The organism is Micromonospora echinospora, from assembly GCF_014203425.1.
Taxonomy (GTDB): domain Bacteria; phylum Actinomycetota; class Actinomycetes; order Mycobacteriales; family Micromonosporaceae; genus Micromonospora; species Micromonospora echinospora_A.
Genome location: NZ_JACHJC010000001.1, coordinates 1,380,459 through 1,405,590, shown reverse-complemented (window position 1 = coordinate 1,405,590; position 25,132 = coordinate 1,380,459). Strand labels below are relative to the sequence as shown.

22 protein-coding genes are annotated in these 25,132 nt (G+C 71.5%); 5 read left to right on the top strand and 17 right to left on the bottom strand.

Annotated features, from left to right (window positions below; all coding sequences use genetic code 11):
* Window positions 1-36: 36 nt before the first annotated feature.
* From FHU28_RS06825 to FHU28_RS06775, 11 genes are all read right to left on the bottom strand, one after another.
* Entirely contained in the window at window positions 37-1,317 is a 1,281-nt protein-coding gene (locus FHU28_RS06825) for a thymidine phosphorylase (RefSeq protein WP_184681960.1), read from the bottom strand.
* Between the two features lie 145 nt (window positions 1,318-1,462).
* A complete protein-coding gene (locus FHU28_RS06820; protein ID WP_184681958.1) occupies window positions 1,463-2,164 on the bottom strand; it encodes a cytidine deaminase in 702 nt (233 codons plus the stop codon).
* 103 nt (window positions 2,165-2,267) lie between these two features.
* Complete coding sequence (locus FHU28_RS06815) at window positions 2,268-3,548, bottom strand: ABC transporter permease (RefSeq protein WP_184681956.1); 1,281 nt, start codon at window positions 3,546-3,548, stop codon at window positions 2,268-2,270.
* 2 nt (window positions 3,549-3,550) lie between these two features.
* Window positions 3,551-4,738 (bottom strand): ABC transporter permease, encoded by a 1,188-nt coding sequence (locus tag FHU28_RS06810; protein WP_376700859.1) that lies wholly within the window; start codon window positions 4,736-4,738, stop codon window positions 3,551-3,553.
* A gap of 173 nt (window positions 4,739-4,911) precedes the next feature.
* Window positions 4,912-6,420 (bottom strand): ABC transporter ATP-binding protein, encoded by a 1,509-nt coding sequence (locus FHU28_RS06805; RefSeq protein ID WP_311773690.1) that lies wholly within the window; start codon window positions 6,418-6,420, stop codon window positions 4,912-4,914.
* Between the two features lie 269 nt (window positions 6,421-6,689).
* Entirely contained in the window at window positions 6,690-7,760 is a 1,071-nt protein-coding gene (locus FHU28_RS06800; RefSeq protein WP_184689313.1) for a BMP family lipoprotein, read from the bottom strand.
* A gap of 276 nt (window positions 7,761-8,036) precedes the next feature.
* Window positions 8,037-8,378, bottom strand: coding sequence for a hypothetical protein (locus FHU28_RS06795; protein ID WP_030501184.1), 342 nt, complete (start codon window positions 8,376-8,378; stop codon window positions 8,037-8,039).
* A 160-nt stretch (window positions 8,379-8,538) separates the two neighbouring features.
* The gene (locus FHU28_RS06790; protein ID WP_184681952.1) at window positions 8,539-10,350 is read right to left on the bottom strand and encodes a glycoside hydrolase family 13 protein; all 1,812 of its coding nucleotides are present in this window, start codon (window positions 10,348-10,350) and stop codon (window positions 8,539-8,541) included.
* Between the two features lie 140 nt (window positions 10,351-10,490).
* Complete coding sequence (locus tag FHU28_RS06785; RefSeq protein WP_184681950.1) at window positions 10,491-11,390, bottom strand: sugar ABC transporter permease; 900 nt, start codon at window positions 11,388-11,390, stop codon at window positions 10,491-10,493.
* Window positions 11,387-13,030 carry an ABC transporter permease subunit gene (locus tag FHU28_RS06780; RefSeq protein ID WP_184681948.1) on the bottom strand — a complete coding sequence of 548 codons (1,644 nt, stop codon included), beginning with the start codon at window positions 13,028-13,030 and terminating at the stop codon, window positions 11,387-11,389. The genes FHU28_RS06785 and FHU28_RS06780 overlap by 4 nt, the downstream gene beginning before the upstream one ends.
* Complete coding sequence (locus FHU28_RS06775; protein ID WP_073825291.1) at window positions 13,030-14,283, bottom strand: sugar ABC transporter substrate-binding protein; 1,254 nt, start codon at window positions 14,281-14,283, stop codon at window positions 13,030-13,032. Before FHU28_RS06775 ends, FHU28_RS06780 begins: the two co-directional genes overlap by 1 nt.
* Before the next feature lie 199 nt (window positions 14,284-14,482).
* Between FHU28_RS06775 and FHU28_RS06770 the strand changes: the two genes are divergently transcribed.
* The 3 genes from FHU28_RS06770 to FHU28_RS06760 all read left to right on the top strand — a co-directional run bounded on the left by FHU28_RS06770 (window position 14,483) and on the right by FHU28_RS06760 (window position 17,977).
* Complete coding sequence (locus FHU28_RS06770; RefSeq protein ID WP_184681946.1) at window positions 14,483-15,556, top strand: LacI family DNA-binding transcriptional regulator; 1,074 nt, start codon at window positions 14,483-14,485, stop codon at window positions 15,554-15,556.
* 261 nt (window positions 15,557-15,817) lie between these two features.
* Entirely contained in the window at window positions 15,818-17,452 is a 1,635-nt protein-coding gene (locus FHU28_RS06765; protein WP_184681944.1) for a glycoside hydrolase family 13 protein, read from the top strand.
* A gap of 162 nt (window positions 17,453-17,614) precedes the next feature.
* The gene (locus FHU28_RS06760) at window positions 17,615-17,977 is read left to right on the top strand and encodes a VOC family protein (RefSeq protein WP_184681942.1); all 363 of its coding nucleotides are present in this window, start codon (window positions 17,615-17,617) and stop codon (window positions 17,975-17,977) included.
* Window positions 17,978-17,983: 6 nt separating this feature from the next.
* Here the strand turns inward: FHU28_RS06760 and FHU28_RS06755 are convergent, their stop codons facing one another.
* The 6 genes from FHU28_RS06755 to FHU28_RS06730 form a co-directional block, all read right to left on the bottom strand.
* Complete coding sequence (locus FHU28_RS06755) at window positions 17,984-18,427, bottom strand: hypothetical protein (RefSeq protein ID WP_073825304.1); 444 nt, start codon at window positions 18,425-18,427, stop codon at window positions 17,984-17,986.
* A 73-nt stretch (window positions 18,428-18,500) separates the two neighbouring features.
* Complete coding sequence (locus FHU28_RS06750; protein ID WP_184681940.1) at window positions 18,501-18,875, bottom strand: GntR family transcriptional regulator; 375 nt, start codon at window positions 18,873-18,875, stop codon at window positions 18,501-18,503.
* Window positions 18,872-19,813, bottom strand: coding sequence for a YhjD/YihY/BrkB family envelope integrity protein (locus FHU28_RS06745; RefSeq protein WP_073825311.1), 942 nt, complete (start codon window positions 19,811-19,813; stop codon window positions 18,872-18,874). Before FHU28_RS06745 ends, FHU28_RS06750 begins: the two co-directional genes overlap by 4 nt.
* A 56-nt stretch (window positions 19,814-19,869) precedes the next feature.
* Window positions 19,870-20,457 (bottom strand): 2'-5' RNA ligase family protein, encoded by a 588-nt coding sequence (locus tag FHU28_RS06740; RefSeq protein ID WP_184681938.1) that lies wholly within the window; start codon window positions 20,455-20,457, stop codon window positions 19,870-19,872.
* Between the two features lie 22 nt (window positions 20,458-20,479).
* The gene (trpS, locus tag FHU28_RS06735; RefSeq protein WP_184681936.1) at window positions 20,480-21,505 is read right to left on the bottom strand and encodes a tryptophan--tRNA ligase; all 1,026 of its coding nucleotides are present in this window, start codon (window positions 21,503-21,505) and stop codon (window positions 20,480-20,482) included.
* A 33-nt stretch (window positions 21,506-21,538) separates the two neighbouring features.
* Window positions 21,539-22,555 carry a hemolysin family protein gene (locus FHU28_RS06730; protein WP_221453131.1) on the bottom strand — a complete coding sequence of 339 codons (1,017 nt, stop codon included), beginning with the start codon at window positions 22,553-22,555 and terminating at the stop codon, window positions 21,539-21,541.
* A 180-nt stretch (window positions 22,556-22,735) separates the two neighbouring features.
* Here FHU28_RS06730 and galE point away from each other — a divergent pair, with 180 nt between their 5' ends.
* Window positions 22,736-23,710 (top strand): UDP-glucose 4-epimerase GalE, encoded by a 975-nt coding sequence (gene galE, locus FHU28_RS06725; RefSeq protein ID WP_184681934.1) that lies wholly within the window; start codon window positions 22,736-22,738, stop codon window positions 23,708-23,710.
* A gap of 182 nt (window positions 23,711-23,892) precedes the next feature.
* Window positions 23,893-25,062, top strand: coding sequence for a galactokinase (gene galK, locus FHU28_RS06720; protein ID WP_184681932.1), 1,170 nt, complete (start codon window positions 23,893-23,895; stop codon window positions 25,060-25,062).
* Window positions 25,063-25,132 lie beyond the last annotated feature (70 nt).

Below are 25,132 nucleotides of genomic sequence, written 5' to 3'. Positions count from 1 at the left end.
AGGATAGCGACTCCGACCGGGCCGGCACCATGGCCCTCAGCCGATCCGCTCGATGACGAGCGGCGTCGCCTCCGGCGCGTCCGGCGCGATCCGCACCGCCTCGCGCGCCTCGGCCAGCGCGGCCGGGATCCGCTCGGCGTGCTCGGCGCGCAGCTCGAACAGCGGGTCGCCGACACGTACCCGGTCACCGCGGCGCTTGTGCAGCACCACGCCGGACGGGATGCTCACCGGGTCCTCCTTGCGGGCCCGGCCGGCGCCGAGCCGCCAGGCGGCCACCCCGATCGCGTACGCGTCCATCTCCGCGACCCAGCCGTCCTCGGCCGCGGTTACCACCTCGACCTCGTTCGCCGTGGGCATCGGCGCGTCCGGGTCGCCGCCCTGCGCCCGGATCATCGTGCGCCAGGAGTCCATCGCCCGGCCGTCCCGCAGCGCCGCCTCCGGGTCGGCGTCCGGCAGCCCGGCCGCGTGGAGCATCTCCCGGGCCAGCGCCAGCGTCAGCTCCACCACGTCGGCCGGGCCGCCACCGGCGAGCACCTCCACCGACTCGGTCACCTCGACCGCGTTGCCGACGGCCAGGCCGAGCGGCGTGGACATGTCGGTGAGCAGGGCGACAGTCCGGACGCCGTGCGCGCCGCCCAGCTCGACCATGGTGCGGGCCAGCTCGCGGGCGTCGCCGGCGTTCTTCATGAACGCGCCGGAGCCGACCTTCACGTCGAGCACCAGCGCGCCGGTGCCCTCGGCGATCTTCTTGCTCATGATCGAGCTGGCGATCAGCGGGATCGCCTCGACGGTGCCGGTGACGTCGCGCAGCGCGTACAGCTTGCGGTCGGCCGGGGCGAGCCCGTCGCCGGCCGCGCAGATCACCGCGCCCACGTCGCGGAGCTGGGCGATGAACTCGTCGTTGGTGAGCGCCGCCCGCCAGCCCGGGATCGACTCCAGCTTGTCCAGCGTGCCGCCGGTGTGGCCCAGGCCCCGGCCGGACAGCTGCGGGACGGCCGCGCCGCACGCGGCCACCAGCGGGGTCAACGGCAGGGTGATCTTGTCACCGACGCCGCCGGTGGAGTGCTTGTCGACTGTCGGCCGGGCCACCGGCGACAGGTCGAGCCGCTCGCCGCTGGCGATCATGGCGGCGGTCCACCGGGCGATCTCCGGCGCGGTCATGCCGCGCAGCAGGATCGCCATGGCCAGCGCGGACATCTGCTCGTCGGCGACCAGACCCTTCGTGTACGCGTCGACCACCCAGTCGATCTGCCCCTCGCTCAGCACACCCCCGTCCCGCTTGGCCCGAATGACGTCAACCGCCGTAAAAGCACTCACCTTTGAGTTCCCATCAATAGATCAACAATCGCCGCGGTCACACCCGCGCGAACGGCGACCACGTCGGGCCGGGGCCGACCGTGCCCGGCGGAGGGATCAAGCCTGACCGCCCGGAGCCGGGCACGGTCGGCCCCGGCCCACAACCTCAACCCCAGCGAACCGGAATCTCCGTAGGAGGCTCACCCTCACCAGCCCAGAAGACCGTGCCGGACGCGTCCACCACCACCACGCGCGGCGTTCGCGCCAGCCCCCACTCGATCGCGCTCGCCGTGTCGTCCCAGGTCGAGCCCTCCTCCAGCACGCCGGTCTCGGCGTCCTCGGCGCCGCCGGAGGACCGCTCCCAGTACGCCGTCCAGACCTGCTGCCCGGCCGAGAGGTCCGGGTGCACGAACACGGTGCCCCGGCCCCGCCAGGCCGCCAGCCGGTCCGGCACCACAGGCACCGGGTGCTCGCCGGTCACCGCCTCGATGTCGGCCACGTCGAAGGCGTGCGGCAGCAGCTCGGCCATCCGCAGCGGCCCGCCCTTCGCCTCGACCAGGCACTCCGGCCCGCCCTGCTCCCACAGCAGCTGCCGGCACCGGCCGCACGGCATCAGCGGCTCACCGGTGGCGTCGACGCAGGACAGCGCCACGATCCGGCCGCCGCCGGTCGCGTGCAGTTGCGAGACCACGCCGCACTCGGCGCAGAGCGTGACGCCGTATCCGGCGTTCTCCACGTTGCAGCCGACCACGACGCGGCCGTCGTCGACGAGCGCGGCGGCGCCCACCGGGAACTTCGAGTACGGCACGTAGGCGTGCCGCATGACTTCGGTGGCGGCGGCGCGCAGCCCTTCCCAGTCGATCTCCATCACGACTCCCATTCTGCCCAATTCACGCCGATCGGTCGCGGCACGGCCGGAGACGACGATGCCCGGCGGGTCGCCCCGCCGGGCACGGTGTCGCGGCGGGCGGTCAGCCCTTGATGTACGGCTTGCCGTCGGCGGCCGGCGCCCGGACCTTGCCGACCAGCCCGGCCACGGCCAGGATCGTCGCCAGGTAGGGCAGCATCGCCAGGAACTGGCTCGGGATGCTGCTGCCGATCGCGCCCAGGTAGGTGGCGAGCTGGTCGGCGAAGCCGAAGAAGAGCGCCGCGAGCAGCGCGCCGGTCGGGCTCCACCGGCCGAAGATCAGCGCGGCCAGGGCGATGAAGCCCTTACCGCCGATCATGTTCTTGGTGAACGAGTAGAGCGCCAGCGTGTACGAGGCGCCGCCGACGCCGGCCACCAGACCGGCCAGGATCACGTTGCGGTAGCGCAGCCGCAGCACCTTCACGCCCAGCGTGTCGGCGGCGGTCGGGTGCTCGCCGACCGACCGGGTCCGCAGCCCCCACCGGGTACGGAACAGCGCCAGGTGGATGACCAGCACCAGCAGCAGGCCGAGGTAGAGGAAGATGTTGCCCCGGAACAGCGCCGGACCGATCAGCGGGATGTCGGACAGCAGCGGGATCTCCCAGTTGCCGAACCGGGGCGCGCTGTTGTACTTCGCCGCGTCGGTCTGCATCAGCCGCTCGTAGAGGAAGCCGGTGATGCCGACCGCGAGCAGGTTGAGCACGATGCCCATAACCACCTGGTCGACCAGGTAGCGGATGGAGAACACGGCCAGCAGGAACGAGATGAACGCGCCGCCGATGGCGGCGGCCACCAGGCCCACCCAGACGCTGCCGGACATGCTGCCGAACAGCGCGCCGGAGAACGCGCCCATCAGGAGCTGGCCCTCGATCGCCACGTTCACCACGCCGGAGCGCTCGCAGAGCACACCGGCGAGCGCGCCGAAGATCAGCGGCAGGGCCAGGATGAACGTGCCGCGTACGACGTTGACCAGCGGCATGAAGTTGCGGCCCTCGGGCGCGGCGGAGACCTGCCAGCACAGGAAGCTCAGCACGAAGGCGACCAGCCCGGCGCCGAGCAGCAGCGAGAACCAGCGCTTGTGCACGCCGGCCAGCAGCGCGCCTCCGGTCGCGGCGGTGATCAGCCCGAACAGGATCGCGCCGACCGTACCGTTGATCTCCAGGGCGGCGCCGCCCTCGGTCTCGCTGAGCGTGAACCGCGCGTGCTGACTGGTCGCGAGCGCGCCGAACAGCACCGCCGCGAGCACGCCGAGCGCCAGCAGGACCACGCCGATCTTGCGGTTCCGGGTCCAGAAACCCTCGTCGACCGCGGTAACGGCGACCTCGGGGACAGCGGTGGTGGACATGCTCACCAGCCCTTCGCGAGGCTCGTCTGCAACCGGGCGGCGCGGGCCGCCCGGAGCTGGAAGATCGTCTTCACCAGGGCAGGCGCGGCGATGAAGATGACGATGAGCGCCTGGAGCACGGTGACCAGTTCCAGCGAGATGCCGGAGTACGACTGCATCCGGTTGCCGCCGGCCTGGAGCGCGCCGAACAGCAGCGCGGCCAGCAGCACGCCCCACGGCTTCACACGCCCGAGCAGCGCGACCAGGATGCCGTCGAAGCCGATCTGCGCGATCACCAGCGGGGTCAGCGCGTTGGCAGTGGTGCCGAGCACCATGGTCGAGCCGCCCAGACCGGCCAGCATGCCCGCGATCACCATCACCAGCACGTACGTCTTGGTCACGCTGATGCCGGCGGTCCGGGCCGCGTCCGGGTTCGCGCCCACCGCCCGCAGCTCGAAGCCGAGCGTGGAGCGGTTGAGCAGCCAGGCGATGAACCAGGTGGCCGCCACCGCGAGCAGGATGCCGGCGTGCACCCGCAGGTCCTCGCCGAGCAGGCGGGGCAGCTGCGCGGTGGAGTCGACCGGCTTGCTGATCGCGTCCGACCGGTTCGGGTTCTGCACCCCGTTCTGGACGATGATCCAGGACAGGAAGTAGACCGCCACGTAGTTGAGCATGATCGTGTTGATCACCTCGTGCGCGCCGGCCCGGGCCTTGAGGATGCCGGGGATGAAGCCCCAGAGCGCGCCGCCGAGCGCGCCCGCGATCAGCGCCACCAGCAGGTGCACGACGGGCGGCAGCGGCAGCGCGAAGCCGGCCACGGCGGCCAGGATGACGGCGATCGTCGCCTGACCCTGGGCGCCGATGTTGAACAGGCCGCCCCGGAAGGCGAGCGCCACCGACAGGCCGGTGAAGACGAGCGGCGCGGCGTAGGTGAGCGTCTCCGAGATCGGGCTCATGACGGCGGTGAAGCCGACCGCGTCCGGGTCGAAGATCGCGCCCTTGAACAGGTTCGCGTACGCCTCGCTGACCACCGTCCAGCTCGCGTTCAGCGCGTCCGAGGGGCGAGCCGTGATGTAGCTGTAGGTGGCCAGCACCTCCGGGTCGGACACGATGATCAGCACCGCGCCGACCACCATGGCCAGCAGCACCGCGAGCACTGTCACGGTGAGCGTGTTGGCCGCCCAGAGGTTGTCCAGGAACATCCGGCCCATGCCGGGGCGGGATTCTCCCGCCGGGGCCGGCTTCTTCGCGGTCGCGGTGGCCGGCACCGTCTGCTCGGGGTCACCGGCCGGCTGCGTCGGCGTCGCCCGGGCCTCGCTCAGCGACTCCTGCGCCTCGGTCGCCGGTTCCTTGTCCGGGGAACCCGAGACGGGGTTCGGGTTGGTCATGCCTCGTCCTCGTTGCCAGGGCCGTCGTCGGTCGCGGTGGCGGCGTCCGGGGTGGCGGCGTCCGGGGTGATGCCGGCCATCAGCAGGCCGATCTCCTCGCGCGGGGTGTCCGGGCCGACGACGCCGATGATCCGCCCGCGGTACATGACCGCGATCCGGTCGGCCAGGCCGATCACCTCGTCCAGTTCGCTGGAGACCACCATGACCGCGGTGCCGATGTCCCGCTCGCGGATGACCCGGCTGTGGATGAACTCGATCGAGCCGACGTCCACGCCGCGGGTGGGCTGGGCGGCGATGAAGAGCTTCAGCGGCCGGGACAGCTCCCGGGCCACGATCACCTTCTGCTGGTTGCCGCCGGAGAGCGTGCCGACCGCCGCGTCGGCCGAGGAGGTACGGACGTCGAACTGCTCGATCCGTTCCCGGGCCGACTTCGCGATGGCCTCGGGCTTGAGCGACAGGCCCTTGCCGAAGGGCGGCCGGTCGTAGATGTCGAGCACCAGGTTCTCCGCCACGGAGAACTCCTTGACCAGGCCGTCCACGCTGCGGTCCTCGGGCACGTAGCCGACACCGGCGTGCAGCACCTTCTTGGTCGACCAGCCGTGCGTCGGCTCGCCGTCCAGGCTGACCGTGCCGGCGAGCACCGGGCGCAGGCCCATGATCGCCTCGATCAGCTCGGTCTGGCCGTTGCCCTGCACGCCCGCGACGCCGAGCACCTCACCGGCGTGCACTGTCAGGTCGACGCCGTCGACGGCGCGTACCTGCCGGTCGTCGTCCACGACCAGGCCCGCGACCTCCAGGACCGGCCTGCCCGGCGTGGCCGGCTTCTTGTCCACCGTCAGCCGGACGCTGCGTCCCACCATCAACGCGGCCAGTTCGTCCCGGCTGGCGCTCGGCTCGGCGGTGCCGACCGTCTTCCCGCGCCGGATCACGGTGATCCGGTCGGCGATGGCCTTCACCTCGCCCAGCTTGTGGGTGATGAACACGATCGACTTGCCGGCGGCCTTGAGCGACCGCATGACCGCGAGCAGCTCCTCGGTCTCCTGCGGGGTGAGCACGGCGGTCGGCTCGTCGAGGATCAGCAGGTCGACGTCGCGGGTGAGGGCCTTGACGATCTCCACCCGCTGCTGGATGCCGACCGGCAGGTCCTCGATCACCGCGTTTGGGTCGACCCGCAGGTTGTACCGCTCGGACACCTCGGCGACCTCGCGCCGGGCCCGTCGCCGGTCGAGGATGCCGGCGAACGGCCCCTTGACCTGCTCGGCGCCGAGCATCACGTTCTCGGCCACGGTGAAGACCGGCACCAGCATGAAGTGCTGGTGCACCATCCCGATCCCGGCGGCGATCGCGTCCGACGGGCCCTTCAGCTTCAGCGGCTTGCCGTCGACCAGGATCTCGCCCTCGTCCGGCTGGTAGAGGCCGTAGAGCACGTTCATCAGGGTCGACTTGCCGGCGCCGTTCTCGCCGAGCAGGGCGTGGATCTCTCCAGGCTCCACCGTCAGGTCGATGTGGTCGTTGGCGACCAGATCACCGAACCGTTTGGTGATGCCGCGCAGTTCGAGTCTCAGCGCAACCTCCTGGAGTGCGAGCGATGGTGCAGCGTAGCGACCTGCCGCGCCGCCACCGCGCCGGGTGGGGATGTTCGGGGGATTCAAGGTGATCGGCCGCCCCGGCGCCGGGGTTCGGGACCCCGTTGCGCCGGGACGGCCGGATCGTCATGCCTGGTGCCCGCCGGCCCCCGCTGCCGATGATCGCACCGTGGCGGCCGGCGGGACTGTCACTTGGTCGGCTGGGCCTTCGAGGTGACAGTGATGGTGCCGGCGGCGATGTCCGCCTTGATCTTGTCGACCTCGGCCTTCAGGTCCGCCGGGACCTTGCTGTCGAAGTCGTGGTACGGGGCGATCGAGACGCCGTTGTTGGCGAGCGTGCCCACGAAGCCCGGCGTGGACTGGAGCTTCTCGCCACCGGCGGCCTTCAGCGTGGCCTCCTTGACGGCGTCCGGGATGTTCTTGACCACGGTGGTCAGGATCGCCGAGCAGTCCGGGGTGCTCTCGCAGCCGTCGATGTCCACCCAGACGACCGAGTACTTGCCGCCCGAGGCCTTGGCCGCGGAGGTGGTGCCGAGACCGGCGCCACCGGCGACCGGCATCACGATGTCGGCGCCCTGCGCGACGAGCGCGTCGGAGACCTTCTTGCCCTCGTCCTGCTTCTCGAACGAGTTGGCGAAGGAGCCCTTCTGGGCGGCCTTGTCCCAGCCCAGCACCTGGACGTTCTTGCTCTTGGTCTTGTTGTAGTACGCCACGCCGTCGGCGAAGCCGTCCATGAAGATGGTGACCGGCGGGATCGGCAGGCCGCCGTAGGTGCCGACCTTGCCGGACTTGCTCATCCCGGCGGCCAGGTAGCCGGCCTGGAACCCGGCCTGCGCGGTGTCGAACTGCATCGGGTAGACGTTCGACACACCCGGGTTCGCGTCGACGATGGCGAACTGCTGGTTCGGGTTCTTCTCAGCCGCCGCCTTGGTGGCGTCCGACATCAGGCCACCGACGGCCAGGATGAAGTCGCACTTCTGGTTGACGAACCCGGTCAGGTTGACCTCGTAGTCCGCCTCGGCCTTCGACTGGACGTACTTGATGTCGATCTTGTCGTTCTCCTTCTGCGCCTCCTGCAGGCCCTTCCAGGCCGAGGCGTTGAAGGACTTGTCGTCGACGCCGCCGACGTCAGTCACCATGCAGGCGCTGAACTTCTTGCCACCGTCGCCGCCGGCGTTGTTGTCGTCGTCCGGAGCCTCACCACACGCGGCAGCGCCCAGCACGAGTCCACCCGCCGCAATGACGGAGGCAATCCGCATCCCACGCACAGAGCGCAAGACGTCTCCTTCCCCTTGCACACCGCGTCGTGCGCGGCGTGCAGCCCTTCGCCGGCCTGCGATGTGCGGCCGGCGTCCCACGTTACGGACGGGAGCGTACGCCCGCGCCCACCCACCGGCCGACAATCGTGCACGACTGTTGAGCGTCCGTTACCCCGGTGTAACCCTTGCGTGGGGCAGGTCACTAATCAGGCCGGTGGGCGTGCGCGGTGGTGTCGCGAACGTCCGTTTCCCGAAGCTTCCCCGACTCGCGGCGAACTAACGCCAGAACACCGCGACGGCAGCGTTGACCAGCGTCAACCCGACGATCGCGAGGAAGTGGCCGCGGTTGACGGTCTCCCGCTTACGGGAGAAGAAGACCATGACGAAGATGAGCAGCGCGAGCACCAACTTGGTAACAAGCTTTGCCGGGGCCGGCTCGTCTCCGTCGCGCAGCGGAGCGGACAGCCCGATGCCGGTGAGGACCTGGATGATCGCGCCCCAGAGCATGGCCGCGTTGATGCGCAGCTTGCCGGAGACGTACTGGGCGATCCCGCCGCCGAGCAGCAGCGCGAAACCGATCAGATGGACGTAGAGAAGAATCAGTCGAAGAGCTTCCACGCCGCCCATCCTCCCCCATCAACGACGCTTTGTAGTAATGACCCCGCCGACCTGCCGTCATACCGTGACCCCGCGCTCCCCCGCGATCTTGCGGTTGCCGCCCCGGCAAACGGCGCAGAAGCCGCGCCACACGGGCCGCAACCGCAAGATCGACGGAAGTTCAGCGCAAGCGCCACGCCTGGAACGTGGGGCCCTCGGCGGGGAGGGTGACCGCGCCCTCGGCGTCGGGGTGGAGGGCGGGGGCGTTGCCGTAGACGTTGTCTGCGGCTCCCACGCCTTGCAGGCGTACCGGGGTGCCTGCGGCACGCCTTGCCAGCACCAGCACCGTCGATGTGGGCGCCTCGCGCAGGAAGACGAGCGTGTCCGCGTCCGCGTGCACCCAGCGCAGGCCACCGTGGCGCAGCGCCGGCTCGTCGCGGCGCAGCGTCAGCAACGACCGGTACGCCTCGAACGTGCGCCGGTCCCAGCTCTCCGGCCGGTGCCACGGCATCGGGGTACGTGAGCCCTCCCCGTTCGTGCCGGTCAGGCCCAGCTCGTCCCCGGCGAAGACCACAGGCGTGCCGGGCAGGGTGGCGAGCAGCCCGGCCGCCACCTCCTGCCGTGCCGCGTCACCGACCACCGTGCGGATCCGGGCCGAGTCGTGCGAGCCGAGCAGCTGCCACGAGTGCGTGTACGACCGCCAGGAGATCAGCGACCGGTAGGTGTTCATGGTGGCGAGCACCGCCGCCGCGTCGCGCCGCCGTACCCCGCCGGGAGTGCCGAGGAAGTTCGGCACCGGGTCGTCGCCGTGCCGCAGCCAGGACCAGACCGGGTCGGTGAAGCCGACGTAGTTCATCGTCCCGTGCCAGCCGTCGCGGTCCAGGTCACCGGTGTGGTCGTGGCCGTGCTCGGCGAGCAGCAGCCCGTCCGCGCGGGTTTCCGCGACCACCTCGCGCAGCAGCCGCGCCACCTCGTGGGTGTACGCGTCCGCGCCGCGGCGCCCGGTCATGTTCGCCACGTCGACCCGCCAGCCGTCCAGCCCGTACGGCGGGCACAGCCAGCGGCGCAGCAGCGAGTCCTCGGCGGTGGCGAACCGGCGGCGCAGTTCCGCGCTGCCCCAGTTCAGCTTCGGCAGTGACTTCACCCCGTTCCACGACTCGTAGTCCGAGCCGGGCAGGTCGAAGTAGTACAGCTCGCGTTCCGGCGCGTGCACGTCGGAGACGGCGGCGGTGAACCAGTCGTGGGCGTCGCCGGTGTGGTTGCTGGTGATGTCGCCGAGCAGCCGCCAGCCCCGGGCGTGCACGGCGTCGGCGAGCCGGGCCAGCGCCGCGTCGCCGCCGAGCAGCGGGTCGACGGTGTCGAAGCTCGACGCGTCGTACCTGTGGTTGGAGCGCGCCGGGAACACCGGCGTGAGGTAGACGGTGTTGACGCCGAGCCGGTCCAGGTGGTCCAGGTGTTCGGTGACGCCGTCGAGGTCGCCGCCGTAGAACTGGCGGGGCGTCTCCGGGCCGCGGCCGATCACCGGGGTGTCCCAGTCGCACGGAATCGCCCAGTCCGGCGCGGTCCGGTCGTCGGCGGCGGCCGAGCGGGCGAACCGGTCCGGGAAGACCTGGTAGATCACCGCGTCGCGGGCCCAGGCCGGCGGCGGGGCGTAGCTGACCAGCTTGAAGTCGCCGTTGTCGGGCACGTCGTGGCCGGACAGCCCGGCCGCGTTGAGCCAGCGGGCGCCGCGTTCGCCGTCGAGCAGGAAGCGGTAGTTGCTGACCGGGTTGCGGACCTCGACGTCGGCCCGCCACCACACGTCGCCGTTCGCGGTGCGGTCGACCCGCGCCTCGGCGAAGCGCGGCTCGCCGTCGCCGGTGGTGCGCACGTGCACCTGGGAGACGCCGGAACCGGCCGGGACCCGGACGAAGACCGGAACGGTCTGCCCGAGCGCGGGCTCCTGCTCCGGGACGTAGGTGGCGGAGCCGTCGTGGTGCGGCTGAAGGGACATGGCGCTGCCTTTCGCGTCTACCGACAGGGAGAGGGGCGGGCACCCGCCGCGGCCGGTTCACCCGACCGCGGCGGTCCGCCCGGAAACCGCTCCGGTGTACGCCGACACGACGCCCTTGCCGCAGCGTGAGCCGAGGAGGCTCAGCCCTTTACCGCTCCGGAGGTGAGTCCGGAGACGATGTAGCGCTGGAGCAGTTGGAACACCAGCACCGTCGGGATCGCGGTGAGCAGGGTGCCCGCCGCGAACATCCCGAAGTTGTTGTTGCGCTCGCCGGCCACCAGGCCGTACATGCCGACCGCGAGCGTCTTCGCCTCGGGTTCGGTGAGGAACACGTTGGCGATGATGAACTCGTTGATCGATCCGATGAACGCGAGCAGGCCGGTCACCGCCAGGATCGGCGCCACCAGCGGCAGCATGATCCGGAAGAAGACCTGCACGTGCGACGCGCCGTCCATGGTCGCCGACTCGTCCAGCTCCTTCGGCAGCGTGTCGAAGAAGCCCTTCATCAGCCAGGTGTTCGCGCCCAGCGCGCCACCCATGTAGAGCAGGAACAGGCCCCACGGGGTGTTGAACCCGATCGACGGGTAGAGGTCGGTGAGCGTGGTGAAGATCAGGAAGATCGCCACGATCGCCAGGAACTGCGGGAACATCTGGATCAGCAGCAGCGCGAGCAGGCCCACCCGGCGTCCGGCGAAGCGCATCCGGGAGAACGCGTACGCCGCGAGCGACGACAGGAAGATCGACGCGAAGCTGGCCACACCCGCGAGCAGCAGCGAGTTGAGGAACCAGTGGCCGAACGCGGTCCGGTCGAACAGGTTCGTGAAGTTCTCCAGCGACGCCCCGGTCGGCAGCAGCTCGGTGGAGGAGAGCGTGCCGAGCGGGTTGAACGCCGCCGAGATCACGAACAGGATCGGGAAGAGGCTGAACGCCACCGCCAGCACGCCCACCACGTGCCGCCAGCCGACCTGCGCGAACCAGCGTCCACGCGAGCGGCGGGCCGGCGTGCGGGTGGCCGCGGGCGTCTTCGCGATTGTGGTCACGAGTACACCTCCTCCTGCTTGCGGGTCCGCCGGAAGCTGATCGCCGACACCGTCGCCACGATCGCGAAGATGAAGATCGAGACGGTGGCGGCCAGGCCGAACTCGGCGCCCTGTGCGCCGAACGCGAGCCGGTACGTGTAGGTGATCAGCAGGTCGGTGGCGCCGTTGCGCGGGTTGTCCGGCGCGAACGGGCCGCCCTCGGTGGTGAACAGGATCGCGTTGACGTTGTTGAAGTTGAACGCGAACGACGCGATCAGCAGCGGCGAGAGCGCCACCAGCAGCAGCGGCAGGGTGACCGCCCGGAACGACTGCCAGGGCGACGCGCCGTCGACCGAGGTCGCCTCGGTCAGCTCCCGCGGGATGGCCTGCAACGCGCCGGTGGCCACCAGGAACATGTACGGGTAGCCGAGCCAGAGCTGCACCAGCAGCACCGCGATCCGGGCCGACCAGCTGCCGCCGAACCAGTCGACGTTCAGCCCGAACAGGTTGTTGAGCAGGCCGAAGTCGGTGTTGAACATGTCCCGCCAGATCAACAACATGGCGAACGACGGCATGGCGTACGGCAGGATCAGCAGCACCCGGTAGAAGTTGGTGCCGCGCATCCGGGGTGAGTGCAGCGCGAGCGCGATGGCCATGCCGAGCAGGAACGTCAGGCCGGTGGAACCGATCGCGAACGCGAAGTTCCAGGCCAGCGTGCCGAAGAACGGCCCGGAGATGTTCGGGTCGGTGAGCACCGCGCCGAAGTTCTTCAGCCCGACGTCGACCTTCCAGCCCTGGGCGAGCCGCTCGCCGTCGGCGGCGACGAAGGAGCCGGACCCCTCGTCGGCGGTCCACGTCTTGCCGGTCTCGCTGTCCTTGACGCAGTCGCAGCCGGCGTCGTACGCCCGGACCGCCTTGCCCTCGTAGGCCCGGGTGAGGCCGTTGGAGCGGATGGCGCCCTCGTCGGTGGGCACGATGAGCGCGGTGACGGCGTCGCTGCGGCTGCTGGCCTGCCCGATGTTCAGCAGGGTGTAGCCGTCCGCGGCGGTGATCTTGCCGCTGAGGCTGCTCAACTCGACGTCGGCGGCGTCGAGCTTGCGCAGCCCTTCCGCGTCGCCGGCGAAGACGTCCTTGGTCTTCGGGTCGCTGAGCAGGAAGACCAGGGCGCCGGTCGCCGGGTCGCCCTTCGTGGCGATGGTGAGGTTGTACTCGGTCGAGCCGGGGACCTGCTTCACCGAGGAGGTCTGCACGGCGACGATCGCGTCGTCCTTGCTGCCACGGTGGCCGTCGCCGAAGTTCGTGAACGCGGTGCTCGCGGTGTAGAGCACCGGGAAGACCTGGAAGGCGATCAGGAAGAGCGTGCCGGGGACCAGGTACTTGGCGGGGATGTGCCGGCGGCTCAGGTAGAGGTAGAACAGGCCGGCGGTGGTGGCCACCAGGATGCCCAGCCCGATCCAGTGTTCGGCCTCGATGAGCGGGAAGGCCGCCCAGATCGCGATCCCGGCCACCAGGCCGAGCAGGACCACCTTGACGACGAGGCCGGTCGCGGTGATCGGCGCGTCTTGCCGCGCGGTACGGGACGTGCGCGGGAGCCCACGGCGTACGGGCTCCCGGCCCGGGGCCTGCGGTGCAGACCCCGGGCCGGACAGCGGCGCGCTCATTACTTGATCTGACCCTGGATGGTCTTGCCGGCGGCCGTGATCGTCTTGGCCGGGTCGGCGCCGCCGATGATGGCGGCCTCCGCCTTGCCGAACGGGTCCCAGATCGCGGCCATGGCCGGGATCGCCGGGAGCACCTGGCCGTTCTTGCCGGCCTCGGAGAACTTGGCCAGGTCCGCGTCCTCACCCTTGACCTGGTCGAAGGCGGCGGTCAGCGCCGGCGGGCGCGGCTCGGCCTTGTACAGCGCGACGGCCAGCTCGGGCTTGGTCACGTAGTTGGTGACGAACTCCTGGGCCAGGGCCTTGTTCTTGCCCTTGGCGGCCACGTAGAACGCCTGGACGCCCACGAACGGCTGAGCCTCCTGGCCACCGGCGAAGCCGGGGACCGGGGAGATGTCGTAGGAGATGTTGGCCTTCTTGGCGTCGGCCACGGCCCACGGGCCGGAGACCAGGAACGCGCACTTCTTGCCGGTGAAGGTGGCGATGGAGTTCTCGCCGGTGATGGAGCGCTTCAGCGCACCCTCGCCCTTCTCACCCAGCTTCGCGATCTTCTGGAAGGCAGCGATCGACTCCGGCTTGCCCACGCCCAGGTCCTTCGGGTCGTAGTCGCCGTTCGCCGTGGTGCCGAACAGGTAGCCGCCGCCGGAGGTGTAGAGCGGGTAGATGTGGTACGCGTCGCCGTTCTGGCCGGACTGCAGGCACAGGATCTCGCTGGCCTTCTTCTCGGCCTTGAGCTTCTTGCCGGCGGCGACCAGGTCCTCGATCGTCTTCGGCGCCTCGGGGGCCAGCTCGGTGTTGCGGATCAGCGCGACGTTCTCGGTGGCGTAGGGCACCCCGTAGAGCTGACCGTTGAACGTGACGGCCTTGATGGCGGTCTCGTTGAAGCCGGCCTTCTGCTCGGCCGGGAGCTGCACCGGGTCGATGGCGCCGTTCTGGACCAGGTTGCCGATCCAGTCGTGCGCGCCGACCACGACGTCCGGGCCGCTGCCCTGCTGCGAGGCGGTGACGAAGTTGGTCTGCAGGTCCTTGGAGACGGCCTGGACCTCGACGGTCACGCCGTTCTCCTTGCCGAACTCCTCGGCGAACGGCTTGAGCGCGGCCGTGCGCTTGTCGTCGGCCCAGATGACCAGCTTGCCGCCGGTCGCCTTGGCGGACTCGCCGGCGGCCGGCTTGTCGTCGCTGCCGCTGTCACCACAGCCGGAGGCGGCGAGCGCCAGGCCGAGGACGGCGACCACACCCGCGGTACGGATGCGCATCGGTACTCCTGTCGTCATGGCGGCCCGCCGGGGGAAGGGCGGCCCGCCAGTGGAAACCTCTGAAATTTCTTGCTGACCGGCGCCGTGGTGCTGCGCCGCTGCTCTCGCATGTTGCGGGGACGTTAGCAAGAGGTTGCAGAGAATGGAAGGGCTTGCAGAAGTGTACGCAAGACTTTGCCGTTGGGCTAAAGTGCCGCACATGCGCGCTCGACTGTCCGACATCGCCCAACAGGCTGAAGTCAGCGAGGCCACGGTGTCGCGGGTGCTCAATGACCGCCCCGGTGTGGCCCCCGAGACCCGGCAGGCGGTCCTCACCGCTCTCGATGTGCTCGGCTACGAACGCCCGGCCCGGCTGCGCAAGCGCAGCGCCGGGCTGGTCGGCCTGGTCGTGCCCGAGCTGGACAACCCGATCTTCCCGGCCTTCGCCCAGATCATCGAGTCCGCGCTCGCCCCGACCGGCTACACCCCGGTGCTCTGCACGCAGACCCCGGGCGGCGTCCGCGAGGACGAGTACGTGGAGATGCTGCTGGACCGGCAGGTCTCCGGCATCGTCTTCGTCTCCGGCCTGCACGCCGACACCGCCGCGGACCACGACCGCTACCGCACGCTGCTGGCCCGGCCGCTGCCGATCGTCATGATCAACGGGTACGCCCCGGGCATCCCCGCGCCGTTCGTCTCCTGCGACGACCGTGAGTCCGCCGAACTCGCAGTCGCCCACCTGGTCGCGCTCGGGCACCGCCGGATCGGCCTGATCACCGGCCCGGACCGGTTCGTGCCGGTGCAGCGCAAGGTCGCCGGCTACAAGGCCGCGATGGGGCGCCTCACCGACATCCCCTCCGACGAGCTGACGGAGCTGACCGAGCTGTCGCTGTTCGGCGTGGAGGGCGGCGAGGCGGCCGCCGGCCGGCTCATCGAGCGCGGCGTGACCGGCCTGGTCTGCGGCTCCGACCTGATGGCGCTCGGCGCGATCCGGGCAGCCCGCCAGCGCGGACTCTCGGTGCCCGGCGACATCTCCGTGGTCGGGTACGACGACTCGCCGCTCATGGCCTTCACCGACCCGCCGCTGACCACTGTGCGCCAGCCGGTCGCCGCCATGGCGGTCGCCGCGGTCCGGGCCCTGGTCGACGAGATCAACGGCCACCCCTCCCCGAACTCGGAGTACCTGTTCCGCCCCGAGCTGGTGGTACGCGGCTCCACCGCGGTGACCCGCCCCGCCGACCCCCCGAAACGCCAGCGCCCCACCCCCTCCTCCCCACTCCCCATCCCCGCCTGACCACCTCCCTCCCCCTCCCCGCGCCCCGCGCGCCCCCGGTTGATCAAGGGGTTTGGGTCGGAGTCGATCTCCAACTGGGACACAAACTCCTTGATCAACCGCACGAAGGGCTGGTGGGTGTCTCGGGATGCGGGAGAAGGGCCTGGAAGGCCGGCGGGTGATGGTTGCCATTTCTTGCGCAAGGAATGCTTGACTCTTGCAGGGCTATGGCGGCATTCTGCTCAGACACCCTGCGCCGCCACAGAACGGGAATCGACAGCGATGACCTCCGCCACCACCCCCACGCCACGGCCCGCCGACGACGACTGGTGGCGGTCCGCGGTCGTCTACCAGGTGTACGTCCGCAGCTTCGCCGACGCGAACTCCGACGGCGTCGGTGACCTCCAGGGCATCCGGCAGCGCCTGCCGTACCTGCGTGACCTCGGCGTGGACGCGCTCTGGCTGACGCCGTTCTACACCTCTCCCCAGGTCGACGCCGGCTACGACGTGGCCGACTACCGCAACGTCGACCCGCTGTTCGGCAACCTGACCGACTTCGACGAGATGATCACCGACGCGCACGCGCTCGGCCTGCGCATCATCGTCGACATGGTGCCCAACCACACCTCCAGCGCGCACCCGTGGTTCGCCGCGGCGCTCGCCGCCGGCCCCGGCTCGCCGGAGCGCGAGCGCTACCTGTTCGCCGACGGCAAGGGCGAGCAGGGCGAGCTGCCCCCGAACGACTGGGAGAGCATCTTCGGCGGCCCGGCCTGGACGCGCGTGGTCGACGGCCAGTGGTACCTGCACCTGTTCGACCCGGCCCAGCCCGACCTGAACTGGCGTCACCCCGAGGTGCGGGCCGAGTTCGAGGACATCCTGCGCTTCTGGCTGGACCGGGGCGTGGACGGCTTCCGGATCGACGTGGCCCACGGGATGATCAAGGCCGAAGGGCTGCCGGACGTCGGCTTCAACTCGATGACCACCGGCCAGCGCCAGTCCGAGCTGCTGGGCAAGGGCCGGCTGCCGTACTTCGACCAGGACGAGGTGCACGACATCTACCGCGCCTGGCGCCCGATCCTGGACAGCTACCCGGGTGGCCGGATGGCTGTGGCCGAGGCCTGGGCCGAGACTCCGCAGCGGCTGGCCCGGTACATCGGCCCGGACGAGCTGCACCAGGCGTTCAGCTTCGACTTCCTCGACGCCACCTGGTCGGCCGACTCGTTCCGCAAGGTGATCGACACCGCGTTGGCCGAGTCGACGATCGTCGGCGCGCCGACCACCTGGGTGCTGTCCAACCACGACCGGCAGCGTCACGTCACCCGGTACGGCGACGGCGAGGTCGGCCTGCGCCGCGCCCGCGCCGCCGCGCTGCTGATGTTCGCGCTGCCCGGCTGCGCGTACGTCTACCAGGGCGAGGAACTGGGGCTGCCGGAGGTGCTGGACCTCCCCGACGAGCTGCGCCAGGACCCGGCGTTCCGGCGTACCGGGGAGAGCCGCGACGGTTGCCGGGTGCCGATCCCGTGGGGCGGCGAGCTGCCCCCGTACGGATTCGGGCCCGGCGGCAGCGAGCTGAGCTGGCTGCCCGCGCCGGCGACCTGGCGGTCCCTGTCGGTGGCCGCGCAGACCGGGATCTCCGGCTCGACGCTGGAGCTGTACCGGACCGCGCTGCGGATCCGGCACGAGCACCCGGCGCTCGCCGAGGTCGGCGGCATCACCTGGCTGGAGACCGAGCCCGGCGTCCTGGCGTTCCGCCGTGTCGCCGGGGACACCGAGCTGACCTGTGTGGTCAACATCAGCGGCGCCGACGTGACGGTGAGCGGCCACGGCCGCCCGGTCGTCGCGAGCGCCGACCTCACCGAGCGGGGCGACGGACACGTCCTGCCGGTGGACGCAGCTGCGTGGTTCGAACGGCGCTGAGCCGGGTAACCCGCCAACGACCTGGCCGTCCGTTGTGCCCCGCGCCGACGGGCGGCTGGGCTGCCGACCCCTTGTGGTGGGGGGTGAGGTGGACCCGGCCCCTCGGGAGTCCGCTCCCGGGGGGCCGGTGTCCATCCCGGCGGCCCGGGGTACCACCGGGGGATGACAGCACGCGTGGCGCAGTACACCCTCGACGTCAGCGACCTGGACCGGATGGCCCGGTTCTGGTCCGCCGCCCTCGGCTACACGGTCTCGCAGGGCGACGACGGCAACGCGAAGCTCTACCCGCCGTCCGACCGGCCCGGCCCGACCGTCTGGTTGCAGGGCAGCGGCACCCCGAAGCACGGCAAGAACCGGCTCCACCTGGACCTGGTCGCCGACGAGGGGCAGACGGCGGAGGTCAAGCGGCTGATCGGGCTCGGCGCCCGGCTCGCCGACGTCGGGCAGACCGGCGCGGAGGGGTTCGTGGTGCTCGTCGACCCCGAGGACAACGAGTTCTGCGTGCTCGACGGGCCGCCGCGCTGAGCGTCCTCAGCCGCCCTTGGCGGTGAGCAGCGCGGCGATCCGGGCGAACCCGGCCCGGATCTCCTCCCGGTCGGGCGGATTCGCCGGCTCGGGCTCGGGCTGCCGCTCGGCTGCCAGTTCCAGCTCCTCGTCGATGACGTCCTCGAAGTCGCCGTACAGATCGGCCTGGTCGATCTCGGCCGCCTCGTCCTCGGCGGCGATCTGCGCCGCGGCGATCTCGCCCCGGATCTCCTCCGGCGTGAGCGCCGGCAGCAGCGGCTCCACCACCGCCATCAGCTGCTCCTCGGCCACCACCGCCTCGGCCAGCGCCAGCGCGTGCGCCCGCTCGTACGGGCCGCAGACCACCGGCTCCCACTCGTCATCAGCGCCGAGCGGGCCGAACGTGATGATCCACGGCAGGCCGAGCATCGGCGAGTCGTCCGGCAGGTCGAGTGTCACGAGTGCGCCCACCGGCCCATCATCGTCGCCGGGACTCGCCCGGGGACCGCATCGGCGGAGACTCTCCCCGCTCAGGGGACCGCGCTCAGCCACGCGTACCGGCGTCCAGCGCCGCACGGACCAGGGCGACCGCCCGCTCCGGCGGTACGCCCAGGCGGCGCGCCTCGGCGGCGTACCCGGCGGCGGCCTGCTGCAGCCGGTCGGCGGCGTCGTCCCGTCCCGGCGCGACCACCGTGCCGTGCCGGCCGCGCGTCTGGACCAGCCCGGCGGCCTCCAGCTCCCGGTAGGCCCGCGCCACCGTGTTCACCGCCAGCCCCAGGTCCGCCGCGAGCTGCCGCACCGCGGGCAGCCGGGTGCCCACCGGCAGCCGCCCGTCGCCGATCCGCGCCGCGAACTGCGCGCGCACCTGCTCGTACGGCGGCACCGCCGACTCGACGTCGATCCGGATCCGCACGCTCATCCCGCCCCTCCCGGCGTTCCCGGCTCGGTCTCCTCGTCGAGCACGTCCGCCTCCACGTCCACCTCCCGGGCCCCGCCCTCGGCCATGTCCACCACCCGGCCGTACGGGCTGGTCGCGGCGAGCGCCGCGCCGAAGAGCACCAACTGGTTGAGCAGGTAGAGGTAGAGCAGCAGGCCCACGGCGGTGGCGACCACCGTGTACGCCGGGTTCCGCTCGGTGCGTACCACGTAGTAGCGACCGACGGTGTTGAGCAGGGTGATCCCGATCGCGACGGCGAGCACCGCCGGTCGCAGCCGCCGGCGGCTCATCCGCAGCCGGGGCACGGCCAGCAGCATCGCGGCGGCGAGCACGGCGTTGACGAGCACGCTCAGCACCGCGCTGATCGTGGTCAGGCCCACCGAGCCGGTGCTGCGCAGCAGGAAGCGCAGCAGCGACTCCAGCGCGTCGACGGCGGCCACCGAGACGAACAGCAGCACGAAGACGGCGACCAGCACGCCCAGGTCGACAAGGCGCCGCATCACCAGGTTGCCGGGCTGCTGGTTGAAGCCGTACATCAGCCGCTGCGAGGAGCGGATCGCCTCCACCCAGCCGATGCCGGTGAAGACCAGGATGACCAGGCCGACCACGCCGACGGTGTTGCTGCTCTCGGCGATCTGCGCCGGGTCGAGGAAGGGCAGGTTCTCTTCCAGGAAGTGGGCCGCCGCGCGGCTGACCTCCTCGTTGTCGCGCAGCACCGCGCCGAAGATCCAGTACGCGACCAGGGCGAGCGCGAACACGGCGAAGAAGCCGTAGTACGCGATGGCGGCGGCGAGCCGACCGGCGAGCAGGTCGGCGTAGAGCGTCCCGGCCCGCCAGACGTGGTCGAAGGCCGACGAGCGGCCACGCGCCGCGTCGATGCGGCGCCCCACCGCCGCCTCGATCCGGCCGAAGACGTTCACCCCGTCATCCTCGCCGATCTTCGCCTGTGGTGGAGGTGCCCCGGCCGGTCGGATGTTCAGCTCTGCCCGCCGAGCCGGAAGTCGCGGCGGGGCTGCCACCGGGTCGCCCCGCTGTGCGAGAACAGCGTGAACGCCTCCACCTGGAACAACGCGGAGAAGTCGGCCAGGTCCTCGTACGCCTTGTCGAGCACCTCGGTCGGCACGTCCTGGGCCACCGTGACGTGCGGGTGGTAGGGGAAACGCAGCTCGCGCCGCAGTTCGGGAGCCGAGTTGATGGCGGCGGCCAGCAGCTCGCACTCGCTGATCCCGGCCGCCACCGTCACGAACACCACCTGGGTGACCGGGCGGAACGTGCCGGTGCCGCGCAGGTGCAGGGTGAACGGCAGGTGCGCGGCGGCGACCCGGGCCAGGTGATCCTCGACGGCGGGCAGCGCGCGTACCGGGATCTCGGTGGGCCCGAGCAGGGTGACGTGCGCGGGGACGGCGGCCGGGTCGCCGGCCTCGACCCGGCGGCGGGTGAGCATCCCGCCCCAGGGCTCGGGGACGTCGACAGCGATCCCGATCTGGATCGTGTCTGCGCCGCCCGGCACCGCGTCACTGCCCGCCACGTTGCGCGCCACCCCTTCGGCCACCGGCTGCGTCACCCGTTCCCGCCCGACCGGGCCGCTACTCGAACCGCACCGGCGGGAAGAAACCGACCCGCTCGTACGCGTCACGCAGCGTCGCGGCGGCCACCACCCGGGCCTTCTCCGCGCCCTGCGCGAGCAGCTTGTCCAGCTGGGCCGGGTCGTTCAGGTAGCCGTTCGTGCGTTCCTGGATCGGGGTGACGAACTCGCGCACCACCTCGGCCAGGTCCTTCTTCAGGTCGCCGTAGCCCTTGCCGTCGTACGCGGCGACCAGGTCGTCGATGCCCCGCCCGGACAGCGCCGAGTAGATGGTGAGCAGGTTGCTGATGCCCGGCTTGCCCTCGGCGTCGAAGACGATCTCGCGGCCGGTGTCGGTGACCGCCGAGCGGATCTTCTTGGCCGAGCGGGCCGGATCCTCCAGCAGGTCGATGATGCCGGCCGGGGAGGACGACGACTTCGACATCTTGGCCGTCGGGTCCTGGAGGTCGGTGATCTTCGCGGTGTCCTTCACGATGTGCGGCGCGGGCACCGTGAAGGTGCGGCCGAACAGCGAATTGAACCGCTGCGCCAGGTCCCGGGAGAGCTCCAGGTGCTGCCGCTGGTCCTCGCCGACCGGCACCGCGTTCGCCTGGTAGAGCAGGATGTCGGCGGCCTGCAGGATCGGGTACGTGAACAGGCCGACACTGGCCCGCTCGCTGCCCTGCTTCTGCGACTTGTCCTTGAACTGGGTCATCCGGCCGGCCTCGCCGAACCCGGTGATGCAGCCGAGCACCCAGGCCAGCTGCGGGTGCTCGGGCACCTGCGACTGGACGAACAGCGTGCTGCGCTCCGGGTCGAGGCCCAGCGCGAACAGCTGCGCGGCGGCCACCCGGCTGCGGCGCTTGAGCACCTTCGGGTCGTGCCCGGCGGTGATCGCGTGCAGGTCGACCACGCAGTAGAACGCGTCGTGGCTGTCCTGCAACGCCACCCAGTGCCGCAGCGCGCCCAGGTAGTTGCCGAGGTGGAACGAGTCGGCCGTCGGCTGGATGCCGGAGAAGACGCGCGGGCGGGCGGGTACGTCGGACATGGCGGCAATTCTGTCAGCAAGCCCCGGCGTCCGTCATGACGGGCCGGTGGATCGGGCGGGTACGGGCGGAAGCGGACCGTTCACCTCACGCCGGGGCTCGGGCAGCCGCGCGGCGGAGACCGCCAGGCGGGACACCCGCCGCCCGTCGAGCGTCAGTACCCGCAGCAACCAGCCGGCCGGATCGGCCGGTACCGATCCGCCGTCCGGGTCGACCGCCACCGGCACCTCGTCCCCGGCCACCGGCAGCCGGCCCAGCGCGGCCATCACGAACCCGCCCACCGTCTCGTACGGGCCGGCGGGCAGCGGCACGCCGGTCCGTTCGGCGAAGTCGGTCAGGTTGAGCCGGCCGTCCACGACAGCGGGCAGGCCGGCGGCCTCCGGTTCGAGCGGGCCGTGCTCCTCGTCCCGGATCTCCCCGACCAGTTCCTCGACCAGGTCCTCGCAGGTGACGATGCCCGCGGTGCCGCCGTACTCGTCGATCACCACGGCCAGGTGGTGGCCCTCCCGGCGCATCTCGGTCAGCGCCGCGAGCACGCGCTTGCTGTCCGGCAGGCGCTTCACCTCGCGGGTCAGCTCGCCCACCGCCAGCGGCCGGTCGGGCTCCGGGCGCAGCAGCACGTCCCGCAGGTGCACCATGCCGACCACGTCGTCGTGCGTGCCGTCGACCACGGGGTAGCGGGTGTGCGGGTCGTCCCGGACCAGCCGCTGGGCCCGCGCCAGCGGCAGGGCGGCGCTGAGGAAGACCACCTCGGTGCGGGGCACCATCACCTCGCGTACGAGCCGGGCGCCGGCCACCAGCACCTCGTCGATGATCCGGCGCTCGTCGGCGTCGAGCAGAGTGTTCGCCGCGACCAGATCCCGCAGCTCGGCCTCGCTGATCCGCTCCCGTCCGGCGACCGGGCTGGCGCCGAGCAGGTCGGTCACCAGCCGGGTGGCGCCGTCGGCCGCCCGCACCACCAGGCGGGCCACGGTACGGGCCAGCGGGCCGGGTTCGCGTCGGAGCCGCCCCGACGGACGCCGCCGGGGCCCGGGACCACCACCCTCCCGCATGACAAGGATGGTAGACAGCGGCCACCGTACGCCCGGGCCAATGTTCGGATCTGTTCAATCATGAAGGATTGTGATGGAATAGGGGCGGGCTCAACTCGACAGCCGCGACACCGCCCCCGGCCGTAGGGTGATCGCGGGACGGCCGCCGCGCGACGCGGCCCAGGCAGGAGGACGACCGACGTGAAACTGCTCGTCACCGGCGGCGCCGGCTACATCGGCAGCGTGGTGACCCGGATGCTGCTCGACCACGGCCACCAGGTGACCGTGCTGGACGACCTGCGCACCGGTCACCGGGAAGCCCTCGCCCCCGAGGCGACCCACGTCGACCTGCCGGTGCACGAGGCCGCCCGGGTGCTCACCCCCGACGCCGGGTTCGACGGCGTGCTGCACTTCGCCGCCCTGATCGCCGCCGGCGAGTCGATGATCCGGCCCGAGCTGTACTGGCACACCAACACCGTCGGCTCGATCGCGCTCATCGACGCGGTCCGCGCCGCCCGGGTGCCCCGGATGGTCTTCTCCTCCACCGCCGCCGTCTACGGCAACCCCACCGAGCTGCCCATCCCGGAGACCGCCGTCAAGGCCCCCACCAGCACCTACGGCGCGACCAAGCTGGCCGTCGACATGGCGCTCACCTCCGAGGCGATCGCGCACGACCTGGCCGCCGTCTCGCTGCGCTACTTCAACGTCGCCGGGGCGTACCTGCGCGACGGGCAGGCCATCGGCGAACGGCACGACCCGGAGACACACCTCATCCCGATCGCGCTCGACGTCGCAGCCGGGCGGCGGGAGAAGCTCCAGCTCTTCGGCGACGACTACCCCACGATCGACGGCACCTGCGTACGCGACTACATCCACGTGGAAGACCTGGCGCGCGCCCACCTGCTCGCGCTCGACGCGGCCACCCCGGGCCGGCACCGCATCTACAACCTGGGCAACGGCAACGGCTTCACCAACCGGCAGGTGGTCGACGTGGTCCGCGAGGTCACCGGCCACCCGGTGCCGGTCGAGGTGGCCCCACGCCGCGAGGGCGACCCGGCGGAGCTGGTCGCGTCCTCCGCGCTGGCCCGCGACGAACTGGGCTGGACGCCGGCCAAGCCCACCCTGCACGACATGGTCGGCGATGCGTGGGCGTTCTACCGGGCACACGTCGCGTGAGCGCGAGGAGTGAGCCGGGGTTGCGAGCCCCGCAGTCGCGAACGAAAGAAGGCACGGCGTGAGCGCGAGGAGTGAGCCGGGGTTGCGAGCCCCGCAGTCGCGAACGAAAGAAGGCACGGCGTGAGCGCGAGGAGTGAGCCGGGGTTGCGAGCCCCGCAGTCGCGAACGAAAGAGTGCACGGCGTGAGCGCGCCGGGCACGACGGTCGCCGACCGCGCCACCGCCGGTTTCCGGCAGCGGTACCGCACCGAGCCGGCCGGCCGCTGGGCGGCGCCCGGGCGGGTCAACCTGATCGGCGAGCACACCGACTACAACGACGGCTTCGTGCTGCCCTTCGCGCTGCCGCTGCGTACCGTGGTCGCCGCCGCGCCCGACCCCGACGGGCGCTGGACGGTCTGGTCGGAGCTGGACGACGAGCCGGTGGAGTTCGGCGCCGCGGAGGCCGACGAGCCCGGCGGCGTCGACGGCTGGGCCGCCTACGTGGCCGGGGTGGTGTGGGCGCTGCGCGCCGCCGGGCACGACGTGCCGGGCGCGCGGCTCGCCGTCGCCTCCGACGTGCCGGTCGGCTCCGGGCTCTCCTCGTCGGCGGCCATCGAGTCGGCGGTGCTGGCGGCGCTGGTCGACCTCGGCGGCCTGGACCTGCCCGCGCGGGCGTGGCCCCGGCTCGCCCAGCGGGCCGAGAACGACTACGTCGGCGCGCCCACCGGGATCATGGACCAGTCCGCCGTGATCCGCGGCCGGGAGGGGCACGCGCTGTTCCTCGACTGCCGCACCGAGGAGGTCGAGCAGATCCCGTTCGACCTGGACGCCGCCGGGCTGGCCGTGCTGGTCATCGACAGCCGGGCGCCGCACCGGCACGCGGACGGCGAGTACGCCGCCCGGCGCCGCAGCTGCGAACAGGGCGCCGCCGCGCTCGGCGTCGCCGCGCTGCGCGACGTCGACGTGGCCGAACTCGACGCCGCCCTGGCCCGCCTCGACGACGACGAGACCCGCCGCCGGGTCCGGCACGTGGTCACCGAGAACCAGCGGGTGCTCGACACCGTCGCGCTGCTGCGCGCCGGCCGGGTCCGCGACACCGGCCCGCTGCTGACCGCCTCGCACGCCTCCATGCGCGACGACTTCGAGATCACCGTGCCGGAGATCGACACCGCGGTCGAGGCGGCGCTGTCCGCCGGGGCGTACGGCGCGCGGATGACCGGCGGCGGCTTCGGCGGCTGCGTGCTCGCCCTGGTCGACGCGGACGCCGCCGATCCGGTGGCCGCCGCCGTCACCGAGGCGTACGCGAAGCGCGGCTTCACCGCGCCCGGCACGCTCACCGTCCGCCCGGCAGGCGGCGTGACCCGCCTGGCCTGAGGTGTAAGGAAGGGCCCCCTATTAACGCCTGCGGTAGAGGAAGGGCCCCTTGTTAACAGTGAGCTGTTAA

Excerpts from the sequence above, each read along its gene's own strand:
- FHU28_RS06820 (WP_184681958.1), bottom strand. The coding sequence starts at position 2,164 with ATGGAGATCGACTGGGAAGGGCTGCGCGCCGCCGCCACCGAAGTCATG.
- FHU28_RS06815 (WP_184681956.1), bottom strand. The coding sequence starts at position 3,548 with ATGTCCACCACCGCTGTCCCCGAGGTCGCCGTTACCGCGGTCGACGAG.
- FHU28_RS06810 (WP_376700859.1), bottom strand. The coding sequence starts at position 4,738 with ATGGGCCGGATGTTCCTGGACAACCTCTGGGCGGCCAACACGCTCACC.
- FHU28_RS06800 (WP_184689313.1), bottom strand. The coding sequence starts at position 7,760 with ATGCGGATTGCCTCCGTCATTGCGGCGGGTGGACTCGTGCTGGGCGCT.
- FHU28_RS06790 (WP_184681952.1), bottom strand. The coding sequence starts at position 10,350 with ATGTCCCTTCAGCCGCACCACGACGGCTCCGCCACCTACGTCCCGGAG.
- FHU28_RS06780 (WP_184681948.1), bottom strand. The coding sequence starts at position 13,030 with ATGAGCGCGCCGCTGTCCGGCCCGGGGTCTGCACCGCAGGCCCCGGGC.
- FHU28_RS06775 (WP_073825291.1), bottom strand. The coding sequence starts at position 14,283 with ATGCGCATCCGTACCGCGGGTGTGGTCGCCGTCCTCGGCCTGGCGCTC.
- FHU28_RS06770 (WP_184681946.1), top strand. The coding sequence starts at position 14,483 with ATGCGCGCTCGACTGTCCGACATCGCCCAACAGGCTGAAGTCAGCGAG.
- FHU28_RS06765 (WP_184681944.1), top strand. The coding sequence starts at position 15,818 with ATGACCTCCGCCACCACCCCCACGCCACGGCCCGCCGACGACGACTGG.
- FHU28_RS06760 (WP_184681942.1), top strand. The coding sequence starts at position 17,615 with ATGACAGCACGCGTGGCGCAGTACACCCTCGACGTCAGCGACCTGGAC.
- FHU28_RS06750 (WP_184681940.1), bottom strand. The coding sequence starts at position 18,875 with ATGAGCGTGCGGATCCGGATCGACGTCGAGTCGGCGGTGCCGCCGTAC.
- trpS (WP_184681936.1), bottom strand. The coding sequence starts at position 21,505 with ATGTCCGACGTACCCGCCCGCCCGCGCGTCTTCTCCGGCATCCAGCCG.
- FHU28_RS06730 (WP_221453131.1), bottom strand. The coding sequence starts at position 22,555 with ATGCGGGAGGGTGGTGGTCCCGGGCCCCGGCGGCGTCCGTCGGGGCGG.